The 14,110-nt window shown below is 64.8% G+C and carries 13 protein-coding genes; 10 read left to right on the top strand and 3 right to left on the bottom strand.

Annotation, left to right across the window (positions count from 1 at the left end; genetic code table 11):
* Positions 1-5: 5 nt before the first annotated feature.
* Both EV679_RS00065 and dprA read right to left on the bottom strand, forming a co-directional pair.
* Entirely contained in the window at positions 6-503 is a 498-nt protein-coding gene (locus tag EV679_RS00065) for an acyl-CoA thioesterase (protein WP_068372637.1), read from the bottom strand.
* A 35-nt stretch (positions 504-538) separates the two neighbouring features.
* Positions 539-1,732, bottom strand: a complete 1,194-nt coding sequence (gene dprA, locus EV679_RS00060) for a DNA-processing protein DprA (protein WP_420883593.1) — start codon at positions 1,730-1,732, stop codon at positions 539-541.
* A gap of 270 nt (positions 1,733-2,002) precedes the next feature.
* Between dprA and def the strand changes: the two genes are divergently transcribed.
* The 8 genes from def to EV679_RS00020 all read left to right on the top strand — a co-directional run bounded on the left by def (position 2,003) and on the right by EV679_RS00020 (position 11,388).
* Positions 2,003-2,515, top strand: a complete 513-nt coding sequence (gene def / locus EV679_RS00055; protein WP_130486259.1) for a peptide deformylase — start codon at positions 2,003-2,005, stop codon at positions 2,513-2,515.
* A 101-nt stretch (positions 2,516-2,616) separates the two neighbouring features.
* On the top strand, positions 2,617-3,579 hold the full coding sequence (gene fmt / locus EV679_RS00050; protein ID WP_068372634.1) for a methionyl-tRNA formyltransferase: 963 nt from the start codon (positions 2,617-2,619) through the stop codon (positions 3,577-3,579).
* The gene (rsmB, locus tag EV679_RS00045) at positions 3,576-4,904 is read left to right on the top strand and encodes a 16S rRNA (cytosine(967)-C(5))-methyltransferase RsmB (RefSeq protein ID WP_130486258.1); all 1,329 of its coding nucleotides are present in this window, start codon (positions 3,576-3,578) and stop codon (positions 4,902-4,904) included. Before fmt ends, rsmB begins: the two co-directional genes overlap by 4 nt.
* 19 nt (positions 4,905-4,923) lie before the next feature.
* Entirely contained in the window at positions 4,924-5,517 is a 594-nt protein-coding gene (locus EV679_RS00040) for a DUF4390 domain-containing protein (protein ID WP_127772979.1), read from the top strand.
* Entirely contained in the window at positions 5,514-7,820 is a 2,307-nt protein-coding gene (locus EV679_RS00035; RefSeq protein ID WP_068372629.1) for a sensor histidine kinase, read from the top strand. Before EV679_RS00040 ends, EV679_RS00035 begins: the two co-directional genes overlap by 4 nt.
* Positions 7,821-7,845: 25 nt before the next feature.
* Positions 7,846-8,517, top strand: a complete 672-nt coding sequence (locus EV679_RS00030) for a response regulator (RefSeq protein WP_130486257.1) — start codon at positions 7,846-7,848, stop codon at positions 8,515-8,517.
* On the top strand, positions 8,514-9,896 hold the full coding sequence (gene trkA, locus EV679_RS00025) for a Trk system potassium transporter TrkA (RefSeq protein ID WP_068372618.1): 1,383 nt from the start codon (positions 8,514-8,516) through the stop codon (positions 9,894-9,896). The genes EV679_RS00030 and trkA overlap by 4 nt, the downstream gene beginning before the upstream one ends.
* Before the next feature lie 19 nt (positions 9,897-9,915).
* Positions 9,916-11,388, top strand: coding sequence for a TrkH family potassium uptake protein (locus EV679_RS00020; protein ID WP_068372614.1), 1,473 nt, complete (start codon positions 9,916-9,918; stop codon positions 11,386-11,388).
* Positions 11,389-11,412: 24 nt separating this feature from the next.
* Here the strand turns inward: EV679_RS00020 and EV679_RS00015 are convergent, their stop codons facing one another.
* A complete protein-coding gene (locus EV679_RS00015; RefSeq protein WP_130486256.1) occupies positions 11,413-12,327 on the bottom strand; it encodes a methyltransferase domain-containing protein in 915 nt (304 codons plus the stop codon).
* Between the two features lie 241 nt (positions 12,328-12,568).
* On the opposite strand from EV679_RS00015, the gene EV679_RS00010 reads away from it, so the two are divergent.
* Positions 12,569-13,159, top strand: coding sequence for a ComF family protein (locus EV679_RS00010; RefSeq protein ID WP_068372608.1), 591 nt, complete (start codon positions 12,569-12,571; stop codon positions 13,157-13,159).
* A gap of 257 nt (positions 13,160-13,416) precedes the next feature.
* Entirely contained in the window at positions 13,417-13,890 is a 474-nt protein-coding gene (locus EV679_RS00005; protein WP_068372605.1) for a tRNA (cytidine(34)-2'-O)-methyltransferase, read from the top strand.
* Positions 13,891-14,110: the final 220 nt, after the last annotated feature.

Here is a 14,110-nt window from a genome sequence, read left to right as displayed (position 1 = left end):
AGGCTTCAGGCTTCGTGGCCCGTGGTGTCGTGCTTGATGCGGCGATGCCTGGCTTCCATTTCCTCGCGCAGGGCGCGGCGCTGGATGGCGGCTTCATAGCGCTGGCGCTCTTCCAGGGTGTCGGGTTGCAGCGGCGGCACGGCGACCGCCTTGCCATTGTCATCCACGGCCACCATGGTGAAGTAGCAGCTGTTGGTGTGGCGCACCATCTGCTGACGGATATCTTCGGTCACGACCTTGATGCCGATTTCCATGGAGGTCCTGCCGGTGTAGTTCACGCTGGCATAGAAGGTGACCAGTTCGCCGACGTGGATGGGCTGGCGGAACATCACCTGATCGACCGACAGGGTGACGACATAGCTGCCCGCGTAGCGGCTGGCGCAGGCGTAGGCCACCTGGTCGAGGTACTTCAGGATGGTGCCGCCATGGACATTGCCGGAAAAATTGGCCATGTCCGGCGTCATCAGGATGCTCATGGAAAGCTTGTGGCGATGTTCATTCATGGGAAAAGCCGGGGTCGGGAAGAAAAAGACCGATTCTAGGTCTTGTTGGCGGGAAAAGGAGCCTGGCCCTGGCGTACGCGCCTCCGGGCGGCCAAGCCCTGGTAGCTGCCTGCATCCGTACGCGCGGCCAGACCGGCGGTTTCAAGTTCCCAGAGCGCGGCGCTGGCCGATGCGGCATCCATGCCGCTGCGCAGCAGCAGGGCATCCAGGCCGGCGGGGGCGTCCGATAGAAAGGGGAGCAGACGGCGGGCATCCGGGGACAGCGGGCAGGCGGGCGGAGCTTGAGGATGGGGGGGCTGGGCCGGGGTTTGTTCAGGCGCAGGCGGAATGGCAGGAAGCTCTTCCAGGATGTCTTCCAGGGTTTCGACCAATTTGGCGCCCTGGCGGATCAGTGCATGGCAGCCGCGCGCCAGCGGGGCATGGATGGAGCCGGGTAGCGCGAAGACTTCCCGGTTGTTGTCGGCGGCCAGCCTGGCGGTCACCAGTGAACCGCTACGCAGGGCAGCTTCTATGACCAGCGTGCCCTGCGCCAGGCCCGCAACCAGGCGGTTGCGACGCGGGAAGTGACCCGGCAGCGGCGGAGTGCCTGGTGGATAGTCCGACAGGATGGCGCCTTGCCCGATGATGCGGCGGGCCAGCTCGGCATGGGACGCCGGGTAGATGATATCCGGGCCGCAGCCCAGGACGGCCACCGTGGCCGGGGCGAGCGGGGGCGCGCCGTCCAGTGCGCCAGTATGCGCGGCAGCATCTATGCCGCGTGCCAGCCCGCTGACGACCACCCAGCCGGCGCTGGCGAGCGCGCTTGCGAAGGCATAGGCGTTCTGTTTGCCTGCCGGGGTGGCGTTGCGAGCGCCGACAATGGCGATGGCGGGTCGCGCCAGCACCTGAGGGTTGCCTTCAAGGTAGAGCAGCAGCGGTGGGTCGGCCAGCTGGCGCAGGGCGTCGGGGTAGCAGGGGTGATGCAGCGGCAGGGCATGGCGCTCTGCGCCGCCGCGCAGCCAGTGCGACGCCTGTGCCAGGCGGGCCGCCAGTTCGGTGCCGGGCGCACGCGCCAGCTGCATGGCCAGGGCAGCCGGCAGACAGGTTCGCAATACGGCAGCGTCCTGCTGGTAGACGGCCGATGGCGTGGCGAAGCGTTGCAGCAGCGCCAGTGCGGTACGCAAGGGCAGGCCAGGTTCGAGCGCGAAGCGCAGCCAGGCCGCCAGGACTGGGTCCGGGTGAGCAGGCAGGCAGACAAGCGGGCGGACAAGTGTGCCTGCAGGAGGGCTGACCGGTGTGCCGGCATGCGAGTCGGCATGTGGGATGGGGGAAGGGCCGGGAGTACACATGGATGGCAGTCTGGCACGTTGCCCGGCCAGTCGGGGGTGAAGGTGTGCTCAATTGAGCACACCTTCACCCATTCATCCGCATGGCTTTTCCCCGTGCCGGCAGGTAGATGATTTATGATGAAGGTTATGCGCGTCTCAGGGCGCTTTTTGTGTTTCTTCGGTACCTTGGCCATGGCATTGCTTCCCATCCTCCGTTATCCCGACCCTCGCCTGCACAAGGTCGCCCAGCCTGTCGAGCAGGTCGACGACAGCATTCGCCAATTGGTGCGCGACATGGCTGAAACCATGTATGCAGCGCCCGGCGTCGGCCTGGCGGCAACCCAGGTAGACGTGCACAAGCGTGTGGTGGTGATCGACGTTTCGGAAAACCAGCAGGAATTGCGGGTGCTCATCAACCCGGAAATCCTGTGGCGCAGCGACGAAAGCAAGACCTACGAAGAAGGCTGCCTGTCGGTGCCCGGCGTGTACGACGAAGTCTGCCGTCCGTCGGAGGTCCGGGTGCGCGCGCTCAATGAGCAGGGCGAAGCCTACGAATTCGATGCCGATGGCCTGCTGGCTGTCTGCGTGCAGCATGAAATCGACCACCTGGATGGCAAGGTTTTCGTCGAATACCTCTCCAGCCTGAAGCTCAACCGCATTCGCAACAAGCTGCGCAAGCAGGCACGCGAACTGGCGCGCGCCTGATGCCGCGCTGCCGCCGGCTGCGTCTGCCGGCGGCCTGGATTCGCCGTGGCGCCCTGGCGGGGCGCGCGTTCGTCAACTGTTGTTATTCCTGAATCCTACCCATGCGACTTGTCTTTGCCGGTACCCCGGAATTCGCCCGTATCGCGTTTGACGCGCTGTTGGCAGCCGGGCACGAGATCGTGCTAGTCATGACACAGCCTGACAGGCCTGCCGGCCGGGGCATGAAATTGATGGCCAGTCCGGTCAAGCAGGCAGCGCTGGCGGCGGGAATCGAGGTGCTGCAGCCGCGCAGCCTGAGGTTGGATGGCAAGTTTCCCGATGAAGCCGGGGCCGCTCGCACCGTGCTGGAAGCGCTGCGGCCGGATGCAATGATCGTCGCCGCCTATGGCCTGATCCTGCCTGCCTGGACGCTGGCGTTGCCGCGCCTGGGCTGTCTGAATATTCACGCCAGCCTGTTGCCACGCTGGCGTGGCGCTGCGCCCATCCAGCGTGCCATCGAGGCCGGCGACGAACGTACCGGCGTGACGATCATGCAGATGGACGAGGGCCTGGATACCGGCGCTATGCTGCTGGAGAAAAGCACCCCCATCGGTCCGCACGACAATGCGGCGCGCTTGCATGACCGTCTTGCGGCGCTGGGTGGCGAAGCGATTGTCGAGGCGCTGGCGGCGCTGGAACGTGGCACGCTGCCGGCGGTGCCGCAGCCTGAGCAAGGGGTTTGCTACGCGGCCAAGCTGGACAAGGCCGAGTCGCCGCTTGATTTCACCCAGTCTGCAGACGTCTTGGCGCGGCGCATCCGGGCTTTCGATCCCGTGCCGGGCGCAAGTGTACGCCTGCCTGGTCTGGCTGATCCGGTCAAGGTATGGGAAGCCGTCGCGCTGCCGGACGAAGGTCACGGCCAGGCGCCCGGCGCCTTGCTGGCCGCCACGCCCGAAGGCATAGACCTGGCGACGGCCAATGGCCGCCTGCGTTTGTTGACGCTGCAGAAAGCGGGGGGCAAGCGCCAGCCTGTCGATGTCTTCGTGCGAGGCTGGCAGGTGCCAGCCGGAGGGCTGGGCGCGTGACGGGCGCGCCGCAGGTCCAGATCCCGCTGTCGGCTGTGCTGCTGGATACGGCAGTTGCAGTGCAGTCCGTGCTCTCAGGGCGTTCTCTGACGGAAACGCTGGATGCATTGCCATCGGTCCGCCGTCCGGCGGCCCAGGCGCTGGCATCGCATGTCATGCGCACGCTGGGCACCGCCATCGCGGACCGCTCCTACCTGGTGCGGCGCAGGCCGGAACAACCTTTGCTGGATGCCTTGTTGCTGACGGCCTTGTCGTTGCTGGATGCCGCCGTGCGCCATGAACAGGGCACGGCCTTGCCGCATGAACCCAATTACGCATCGCATACGCTGGTGGACCAGGCCGTCGAGGCGGCTGCCGGGCAGGTGCGGCTGAAGCATTTCAAACCCCTGATCAATGCCGTGCTGCGCAGTTTCCTGCGCGAGTACGGGCAATTGCCGCGTGACGACGATGAAGCGCGCTGGAATTTCCCTCAATGGTGGGTGCGCAAGCTGCAATTCGCCTACCCCGATGCTTGGCAGACCGTGCTCGAGAGCAGCGCCACCCCGGCGCCACTGACCTTGCGGGTCAACCGCCGCCGTGCCAGCTTGGCCCAGGTGGCGGACGCGTTGGCCGCAGCCGGCGTGCAAGCCGAGCCGGTCGGCAGCTGGGGCCTGACGCTCGCGGGTTCGCATGTCGTGACGCGCCTGCCGGGCTACGCAGAAGGTTGGTGGTCGGTACAGGATGCCGGTGCCCAGCGGGCGGCCGAGCTGCTGGCGCCGCGTGAGGGCATGCGTGTGCTGGATGCCTGCGCAGCGCCTGGCGGCAAGACGGCGCACCTGCTGGAATGCGCCGATGTGGAGCTGCTGGCGCTGGATGCTGATGCCGGCCGCCTGGCGCGCGTGCACGAAAACCTGGCGCGCCTGCGCCTGGATGGGCCGGCAGTGCAGGTTCGGGCCGGGGATGCCGCGCGTCCCGACACCTGGTGGGATGGCCGGCCGTTCGACGCCATGCTGGTTGATGCGCCATGCACGGCCTCGGGCGTGGTGCGCCGTCACCCGGACATTCGCTGGTTGCGGCGTGAAGCCGATGTGCAGAAGACCGCCGCGGTGCAGCGCCGCATGCTGGATGCCCTCTGGCCGCTGCTGGCGCCGGGCGGGCGCCTGCTGTATGTGACATGTTCAGTGTTCCCGGAGGAATGCGCGGGCCAGGCGCGGGCATTTCTCAAGGCACATGCAGATGCCGTGGTGCTCGAAGCGCCGGGTCAATTGCTGCCGGTTGGGGCGAATGCAACACTGTCGCATCAGCATGACGGTTTTTTCTACGCCTTGTTTGCCAAGCAGGCCTGAATCGCCAAGAATGATGGCTATGCCACGCACATCTTTCTCCCTCCTCCGAAACCTGCTTGCGCTGGTTTCGCTGTGTCTGGCGGCATGTTTGCTGCCGGTGGGGCCGGCGTTTGCCGAGCAGGCCGATATCTCCGTGTCGTTCCGGCGCGGTGAGGTGGAGATAGATGCGCAGCTGCCCTTCGAACTGAACGCGGAACTGCGTGAGGCTGCCGAACGGGGCGTGCCGCTGTATTTCAGCGTAGACCTGGAAGTCGATCGCAAGCGCTGGTGGTGGTTCGACGCCACGGAAATCGAAACGCGCATTACCTGGCGCGTGCTTTACAACGCCTTGACGCGTCAATGGCGTGTCGGCACTGGCGAGCTCTCGCTGCCGGTATCGGGCCTGGATGAAGCCATGGAGGTGGTGCGTACCATCCGTGGCTGGCCCGTGGCGAAGACCGCTCAGCTTGTCCCCGGCGTCCGCTATGAAGGCAGGCTGCGGTTGCGCCTGGATACGGCACGCCTGTCCAGGCCGTTCCAGATCAACGCTTTCAACAGCAGCGCCTGGACGGCCAGTTCACCTTGGTTCGATTTTTCGTTCAAGGTGCCGGATCCCGTACCGGAAGGCCCATGAGCCAGATGCTGCGCATGGCCTTGTTGCTGGGCGGTGCCTGCGGGCTGGCGCTGCTGGCCATGCTGGTCTGGTCCACAGCCAATGCGTCCCGTTTCGCCGAATACTACGATCTGCTGCTGTTGCTCAATGGCGTGCTGGCGCTGGCCATGTTCGTCTGGGTGCTGGGCCTCAGCCTGCGCATGTGGCGCCAGTTCCAGCGCCGCGCCTTCGGCGCCCGCCTGACTGCGCGTTTCGCCCTGTCCTTCGCTGTCATCGGCGTGGTGCCTGGCGTGGCCATCTACATGCTGTCGGTACAGTTCATGTCGCGCTCCATCGAGTCCTGGTTCAACGTGCGCGTGAACGCGGCGCTGGAGGCCGGTCTGAACCTGGGGCGCGCGGCGCTGGATTCGCAACTGGCGGAACTGGAAGCCCGCGGGCGTGCCATGTTGCTCGAACTGAACCGCACCAGCGACGCCGACATGGCGTTGGTACTGACCCGCCTGCGCAGTGCGCACAGCGTGTCCGATGCCATGGTGTTCACCAGCAACGGTCGTTCCATTGCCTATTCGACTGAAGGTTACGGCGCGCTGCTGCCCGAGCTGCCGCCGCCATCCGTCATGAACCAGCTGCGCATTGCACGCAGCTATTCCGCTGCCGAGTCCGATGAAACCCGTGGCTCGGTGGGGAGAGAACGCCTGTATTTGCGCGTGGTGCTGCCCATGTCGTCGGATGCCAGCATAGACCGCCTGCGCGGCTGGACCACTGGCGACCCGCGCTGGTTGCAGCTGATACAACCCGTGCCTGAGCAGATTGCCTACAACGCCAGCCGCGTGCAGGAAGGTTTCCGCGACTACCAGGAGCTGTCGCTGTCGCGGCTGGGCCTGCGCAAGCTGTACGGCATCACGCTGACGATGGCCCTGCTGCTGACGGTGTTTGCCTCGGTGGCTGTCGCGCTGGCGCTGTCCCGGCGCTTGGTGCGGCCGCTGCTGACCCTGGCGTCGGGCACCAAGGCCGTCAGCGTCGGGGATTATCGGCCGTTGCCCGAGCCTCCCGGCAATGACGAGGTCGGCCAGCTGACGCGCTCCTTCAACGCCATGACGCGGCAGCTGGGCGAGGCGCGCACCATGGTGGAGCGCAACCGGCGCCAGCTCGAGCGCTCCAACGTCTACCTGGAAAGCGTATTGAGCAACCTGTCTTCCGGCGTGCTGGTGTTCGACGAACTGTTTCGCGTCACCATGTTCAACCAGGGAGCGCAGGCCATCCTGCATGCCGACCTGCGCCAGACTGTGGGCCGCCCGCTGGAAACCGTCGATAGCCTGATCGGTTTTGCCGCCGTGATTCGCCATGCTTTCGCCGCGCACGAAGCCGTGGATTCCGAAGCGCCCTACTGGACCCAGCGGTTCGAGCTGGCCCTGTCCGAAGAGGGGGGCAGCGGCACCGACCCGCAGCCTGCGACGTTGATGGCGCGTGGTACCCACCTGCGTGTCGCCGAGCGTGACAACGGCTATCTGGTGGTCTTCGACGACATCACCGAACTGATGTCGGCCAGCCGTACGGTAGCCTGGGGCGAAGTGGCGCGCCGCCTTGCCCATGAAATCAAGAACCCGCTGACGCCCATCCAGCTTTCCGCCGAGCGTCTGGCCATGAAGCTGGCCGACAAGCTGGAATCCGACGACGCCCGCATGTTGCGGCGGGCCACGCAGACCATTGTCGATCAGGTGGCCTCGCTCAAGCAGATGGTCGATGAGTTCCGCGAATATGCGCGCGCGCCGCAGGCGGTCATGCGGCCAGTGGATTTCAATCGTCTGGTGACGGATGTGCTGGCGTTGTACGGCTGGGATCCGGTCGAGCATGGTGCATCCGGCGCAGAACATTGGCTGGAAGTGCATCTGGACCCGGAAGCACCGCTTATCATGGGTGATGCGGCCCAGCTGCGCCAAGTTATCCATAATTTACTGAGTAATGCCCGCGATGCCATCGTGGAGCAGGCAGAACAGGGTAAAGTCCGGGTACGAACGGTGCGGACACTGACGGCGCGGGCGGATGGCACGGAGCAGCCTGCCCTGAGATTTTCAGTCTCCGATACTGGCAAGGGGTTCGCGGCGCACGTGCAGCAACGGGTATTCGAACCCTATGTCACTACCAAGTCGCATGGTACGGGCCTGGGCCTGGCCATTGTCCGTAAAATCGTTGACGAGCATGGTGGCAGGATAGACTTGGGCAACCGCAAGGAAGGCGGAGCGCGGGTGACCATTCTCCTGACCCGGTTGGCACCAGCCTCGACTTCGGCGAAACTGGACGATGCAGGGCCAGAAAAGGGATAATGCAGCAAGCGATAGGTGAGAGGTTATGGCCAGAATCCTGGTAGTGGACGACGAAGTTGGCATACGCGAGCTGTTGTCCGAAATTCTCTATGACGAAGGGCATACGGTCGAACTGGCCGAGAATGCCAGTCAGGCACGGGCCGCCAGGCAGGCGTTCCGGCCTGACCTGGTGCTGCTCGACATCTGGATGCCGGATACCGATGGCGTCAGTCTGCTCAAGGAGTGGAGCGCTCAGGGCCTGCTGGACATGCCGGTCGTCATGATGAGCGGGCATGCCACCATTGATACCGCCATGGAAGCCACGCGCATCGGCGCCATAGATTTCCTGGAAAAGCCGATCACACTGCAGCGTCTGCTCAAGACCGTCGAAAACGGCCTGGCGCGGCGCCGTGTCGTGCCTGCGCCGGCTGCGGCCAATGCGCCGGCCGCACCGCAGCCGCAACGCGCAGTGCGGGACCCGGTGACGGCAGGGGCCGAACAGGAGGCGCCTGCCAATGGCCGTCTCGGGGAAATTTCCCTGGACCTGCCCTTGCGCGAGGCGCGCGATGCCTTCGAACGGATTTATTTCGAATACCACCTGGTGCGTGAAGGGCACAGCATGACACGCGTGTCCGAACGCACCGGGCTGGAGCGCACCCACCTGTACCGCAAGCTCAAGCAGCTTGGCATCGAGGCCACGCGCAAGCGCTCATCATGAAGATCCTGATCGTCGGCGCCGGACGTGTCGGTGTCAGCGTCGCGGAAAACCTGGTCTCCGAGCGCAACGACATCACCGTCGTCGACATGAATCCTGAGCAGCTCGCGCCGCTGCAGGAGCATTTCGACTTGCGCGTGGTGCATGGCGACGCTTGCCAGGTATCCGTGCTGCGCAAGGCCGGCGCGGACGATGCCGATCTCCTGATCGCCTGCGCCAGCCTGGATGCCGTGAATCTTGTCGTCTGTAAGCTGGCGCGGCAAGTGTTCAACGTGCCGCGCCGGATTGCCAGGATACGCTCGGCGGAACTGCCCGAAATGCCGGAACTGCTGGCCGAGGGCGGTTTCTGCGTGGATGCCGTCATCAGCCCGGAACGCAGCGTCAGTGGCTACCTGTACAAACTGATCGAGTTCCCCGAAGCGCTGCAGATGGTCGAGTTTGCCAATGGCCAGCTGAGCGTGATGGCGCTGCGGGTGGGCGAGGGCAGCCCGCTGGTGGCGCGCCGCACCGATGAACTGACCAGTGTGTTTCCCGGCATCAATGCCAGGGTGATAGATGTGGTGCGGCGCGGCCGCTCCCTGTTGCCACGGCCTGAACTGCGTGTCGCGGCCGGTGACGAGGCCCTGGTGGTCGTGGATACGACCCAGGCGCGCCGCGCCGTGCGCCAGGTGCGTAGCGCCGAGAAAAGCGTGAGCCGTGTGATGATTGCAGGCGGCGGCAATATCGGTATTCGCGTGGCCCGCGAACTGGCCGCCGAAGGCTACAACATCCGTGTGATCGAACGCGACATCAGGCGTTGCGAGTACCTGGCGGAAACCTTGCCCGACAACGTCCTGGTGCTGCATGGCAGCGGCACCGACGAAGACCTGCTCGAAGGCGAAAGCATCGAGGACATGGATATCTGGCTGGCGCTGACCAGCGACGATGAAGACAACATCATGTCTTCCCTGCTGGCCAAGCGCCTGGGCGCCCGCAAGGTCATTGCCCTGATCAACCGCCAGGCCTACGGCGAACTGATGCAGGGCAGTCATATCGACGTTGCCATTTCACCGGCCCAGGCGACCATGAGCGAGTTGCTGCGCCATGTGCGCCGTGGCGATATCGTGGCGGTACACCGACTGCGGCAAGGCATGGCCGAGGCTCTGGAAGTCATCGCCCACGGTGATCGCCATACCTCCAAGGTGGTGGGCCGCAAGGTCGAGGATGTCCGCCTGCCGCGCGGCGCGCGTATCGTGGCGCTGGTGCGTGGCGAAGAACAGATCATCATGGCCGATGATGATACGGTGATCGAGTCGGACGACCACGTCATTGTGTTTGCGCCGACCCGGCGCCAGATTCCGCAGATCGAAAGCCTGTTCCAGGTCAGCGCTGCTTTCTTCTGACAACCTAACCACAAGAGCCATGAGCCGTCGTTTCTTTGCCGTGCTGCATCTGCTGGGCGTCACGGTAACGCTGTTTGCCTGTGCCATGCTGCTGCCCGTGGCCGTTTCGGTGGCGAGCGGAGACGGTGCGCTGCCGGTCTTCGAGGACAGCTTCCTCATTACCTTCGGGCTGGGCGCACTGTTCTGGCTGCTGGGGCGCTGGCGGCGTGGTGAACTGCGCCCCAGGGACGGCTTCATGCTGGTGTCCGTCGTTTGGGTCAGCCTGCCGGCGCTGGCTGCGGTGCCCCTGTATCTGTATTTCCTGCGCGCAGGCACGCCGATCACGGTGGCGCATGCCTACTTCGAGGCGATGTCGGGGCTGACTACCACCGGCGCCACGGCCCTGACCGGCCTGGACGATCTGCCGATGTCCATCAACCTCTGGCGCACCACGCTGGTCTGGCTGGGCGGCATGGGCATCCTGGTGCTGGCCGTGGCCGTATTGCCGCTGCTGGGTGTAGGTGGCCACCAGGTATTCCGTGCCGAAGTGCCCGGACCGATCAAGGATGAAAAACTCACGCCGCGCATCGCGGAGACTGCCAAGGCGCTGTACGCCATTTATGTCAGCATTTCCCTGGTGTGCTTCGTGTGCTACCACCTGGCTGGGCTGTCTTGGTTCGATGCCTGGACGCATATGGCATCCACCATGGGCCTGGGGGGATTCTCTACCTATGATGACGGTTTCATGCATTTCGATTCGGCAGCCGTGGAAGCCGTGGCGATGGTCTTCATGCTGATTGCCGGGATCAATTTCGCCACGCATTTCCAGGCCTTCCGGTTGCGCAGTTTCCGCCCCTACCGCCGCTGCCCCGAGGCCATTCCGTACCTGGCGACGCTGCTGTCGTTGTGCGTGCTGGTGTCCTGCTACCTGTTCTGGCACTACCCGGATGCCGGCATCCTGGATGCCTTGCGCAAGGGTTTTTTCAACACGATATCGGTCGGCACTACGACGGGCTTTTCCAATACCGACTATGCCCTCTGGCCCATTTTGCTGCCGCTGACCATGATGCTGGCAGGGGCGTTCTGTACGTCTGCCGGGTCGACGGGGGGCGGCATCAAGATGATCCGCGTGGTACTGCTGTTCAAGCAGGCGCGCCAGGAAATGCGCAGCCTGCTGCATCCGCATGCGGTCATGCCGGTGCGTGTGGCTGGCCGCATCGTGCCGCAGCGGCTGATGATTTCCATCATGGCTTTCATGCTGCTGTATGCCGTATCCATAGGCGTATTCAGCGCGCTGATGCTGATGAGCGGGCTGGATACGTTGACAGCGCTGACGGCGGTATTCGCCATGATCAACAATATTGGCCCGGGGCTGGGCGCAGTCGGGCCGATGGGCAACTATGCCGGCATGACGGATTTCCAGGCCTGGGTCTGCACCTTTGCGATGATGATAGGGCGCCTGGAACTGTTTACCGTGCTGGTGCTGTTCCTGCCGGATTTCTGGCGCCGCTGACGCCTGGGCGGTCAGCCTTGTGAGCTAGCCTTGCTTGCGGCCAATGGCACTGACGGACAACCGGGTTTCGCCACCGACCTGCCGCGCAGCGGCGCGCCAGGCATGGCCATAGGAAACTTCCACGCTCAGTGCGATGCGGCCGTCGGCGCCGCGTTGTGCCGCCAGTGCATTCTTGAGATCTTGCAGCCACTGGCGGCCGGGCAGGCCGGCGCGCCGGCCGATGGCGGGGTTGCCGCCCAGGGCACGCACATCCTGCAGCAGGCGCTCGGGTGTTTCATAGGTCAGGGTCAGGGTTTCCTGGTCCATCACAGGGTCGGCAAAGCCGTTCTCTACCAGTTGGTCGCCGAAATCATGCATGTCCACGAAAGCCGGCGTGGCGGTTTTCAGACCCGCGTCGGCCAGGGCTTGCCGCAGTTCCAGAAAGGTGCCGGGCCCCAGCCAGGAAAACATGGCCAGGCCGCCGATTTTCAGCACGCGGCGCCATTCGGCCAGCACGGCGTCAGGTTGCGGGTGCCAATGCAGGGCCAGGTTGGACCACACCAGTTCCAGCGACTCGGGCGGCAGGCCGGTTGCAGCCATATCGGCCTGGACGAAACGCGGCGCCGTGTCGCGCCGTCGCAAGGTGTCCAGCCAGGTGCGGAAGCTGCCGGGCGCATGTCGCGCTCGAGCCAGCGCCAGCACCGGTGCACTGTGATCCACGCCGGTATAGCTGGCCTGCGGATAACGGGCCTGCAGCAGGGGCAGCGCATGGCCTGCGCCGCTGCCGGCATCCATCAGTGCATTGGGCGTCACCCGGATATAGCGTAGCCGCTCGTCCATGCGCGCGGCAATTTCGTCATAGAGAAACCGTCCTTCGGCCAGTTCTCCGCGTCGGGAAAACTGCAGCATGACATGGCGGGGATCCAGGGGCAGGCGTGGGGCAGTGGTGGACATTTTCATCTCGCATGGGCTGGACATCGTGCCATGCATGGTGTGGGATGGATGCTGTGCAGTGTACGCGTACTTGCGTGGTTGCGTGAAGCCCGCCCTCCGTGACCAGCAGGCCAGCAGACTGCCAGGGCGGCAGACCGGGAGAGTTCCATTGCAATGGTTGCGAGGCGGCTGGTACGGGTGCGTGGAGTCTGCGCTGGCCCGCCTATCTTCGGCGTGTCCACTATGTCTGGCGGCCGCGCGCGGCGGCATGCCCTGCGCTGCCTGCCTGGCGGACCTGCGCCAAGGGCAGCAGCGCCTGCCGCCCCTGGCGCTGGCAGGCCTGGCATCCATTTGCGAGGCATTTGCCTATACGCCGCCCGGCGATGTGCTGGTCTGGCAGTACAAGGTGGAATTGCGTCTGCGCCATGCGCGCCTGCTGGCCAATCTGATGGCCGATGCCTGGCTGGCACAGGCCGGGAGCGCACCGCGCAGGGTGTTGGTGCCGGTGCCGTCCAGCCGCCGCTCATTGCAGCGGCGCGGTTTCAATCCTGCGCGTGAATTGTCGCGGCACTTGGCGCGGCGCCTGGGGGCAGAGGAACAACCGGCCTGGCTGCGGCGTACTGAAACCGAGCACAAGCAGGCGGCACTGGGACGGCAGGCACGGCGTGCCATCCTGGATGGGGTATTTCACTGTCCGCAGCGCATCGGTGGCAACGCGGTCCTGCTGGTGGATGACGTGGTCACCACGGGCAGCACCGCCAGCGCAGCCGCGCTGGCCTTGAAGGCGGCAGGGGCGAGCAGCGTGGCCCTGCTCGCGGCCGCGCGCGTGCCGCCGCCGGACTGGGCCACAGACACGTAGATGCCAGGCATGTATCGTGCATGAATCTGGGGGTGATGGCGTTGGAGGGACAGCTGTCGTGCTCCTGTCTGGCTGTTCGGGAGAGGGTGACGGTTCGTTGCGTGGGCGGTATGGATTGCGGGCTCGCAGTCCTGGCATGACAGAAGATGCTGCGAGGGGAAGGCAAGGGCTGGTTCATGGTGGTGTAGAGGGGCCTGTGTGTATGCCGGCTCATGGAAATAGTGTCGCCATGGGCGTGGCAGTGGCAAAATACCGGGATGTTTCACGTCATCCTTGTTCACCCAGAAATTCCGCCGAATACCGGTAATGCCATTCGCCTGTGCGCCAATACTGGCGCACAGCTGCATTTGGTGCGCCCCTTGGGCTTCGAGCTGGACGACGCTCGTTTGCGTCGTGCCGGGCTGGATTACCATGAATGGCAGCCCATGAAGGTGCATGATTCCCTGGATGCCGCGCTGACGGCGACCGGCGCACCGCCCGAGCGTTGCTTTGCGCTGACGACGCAGGGTGCGCGCAGCATTGCCGGTGTCAGTTTCCAGGCGGGCGATGTGTTCGTGTTCGGCCGCGAAACGGCCGGGCTGGCGGATGCCGAGCTGGCGACTTTTTCCGCCGCTCAGCGTATCCGACTGCCCATGCGGCCGGGGCAGCGCAGCCTGAATCTGTCCAATGCCGTCGCCGTGACGGTGTTCGAAGCCTGGCGCCAGCAAGATTACGCAGGCTGCGCGGGATAAGTCCTGCCACGCTGGATAGCTGTGTAGTGGCTGGTCGTTTCCTGGTAGGCCACCGCCTAGCGGGGCGGCCATGGACTGATAGCGTGCTATTTTCGGCACGCTGACGCTCGTGTCATGAGACTCCTGGCATTAGGCTATGCCTGTTCGCCCTGCCAGGAGGCAATATGTCTCGTCCAGCATCCTCGTTCGTAGTGCTGCCAGCAGCCCTGCCTGCTGTTCT

Source organism: Kerstersia gyiorum, assembly GCF_004216755.1.
Lineage (GTDB): Bacteria > Pseudomonadota > Gammaproteobacteria > Burkholderiales > Burkholderiaceae_B > Kerstersia > Kerstersia gyiorum.
This window is presented reverse-complemented; position numbering and strand designations above follow the sequence as displayed.

Bases quoted from the DNA above. Each gene is read 5' to 3' on its own strand.
- EV679_RS00065 (WP_068372637.1), bottom strand. From the start codon at position 503: ATGAATGAACATCGCCACAAGCTTTCCATGAGCATCCTGATGACGCCG.
- def (WP_130486259.1), top strand. From the start codon at position 2,003: ATGGCATTGCTTCCCATCCTCCGTTATCCCGACCCTCGCCTGCACAAG.
- fmt (WP_068372634.1), top strand. From the start codon at position 2,617: ATGCGACTTGTCTTTGCCGGTACCCCGGAATTCGCCCGTATCGCGTTT.
- EV679_RS00040 (WP_127772979.1), top strand. From the start codon at position 4,924: ATGCCACGCACATCTTTCTCCCTCCTCCGAAACCTGCTTGCGCTGGTT.
- EV679_RS00035 (WP_068372629.1), top strand. From the start codon at position 5,514: ATGAGCCAGATGCTGCGCATGGCCTTGTTGCTGGGCGGTGCCTGCGGG.
- EV679_RS00030 (WP_130486257.1), top strand. From the start codon at position 7,846: ATGGCCAGAATCCTGGTAGTGGACGACGAAGTTGGCATACGCGAGCTG.
- trkA (WP_068372618.1), top strand. From the start codon at position 8,514: ATGAAGATCCTGATCGTCGGCGCCGGACGTGTCGGTGTCAGCGTCGCG.
- EV679_RS00020 (WP_068372614.1), top strand. From the start codon at position 9,916: ATGAGCCGTCGTTTCTTTGCCGTGCTGCATCTGCTGGGCGTCACGGTA.
- EV679_RS00015 (WP_130486256.1), bottom strand. From the start codon at position 12,327: ATGAAAATGTCCACCACTGCCCCACGCCTGCCCCTGGATCCCCGCCAT.
- EV679_RS00010 (WP_068372608.1), top strand. From the start codon at position 12,569: ATGCCCTGCGCTGCCTGCCTGGCGGACCTGCGCCAAGGGCAGCAGCGC.
- EV679_RS00005 (WP_068372605.1), top strand. From the start codon at position 13,417: ATGTTTCACGTCATCCTTGTTCACCCAGAAATTCCGCCGAATACCGGT.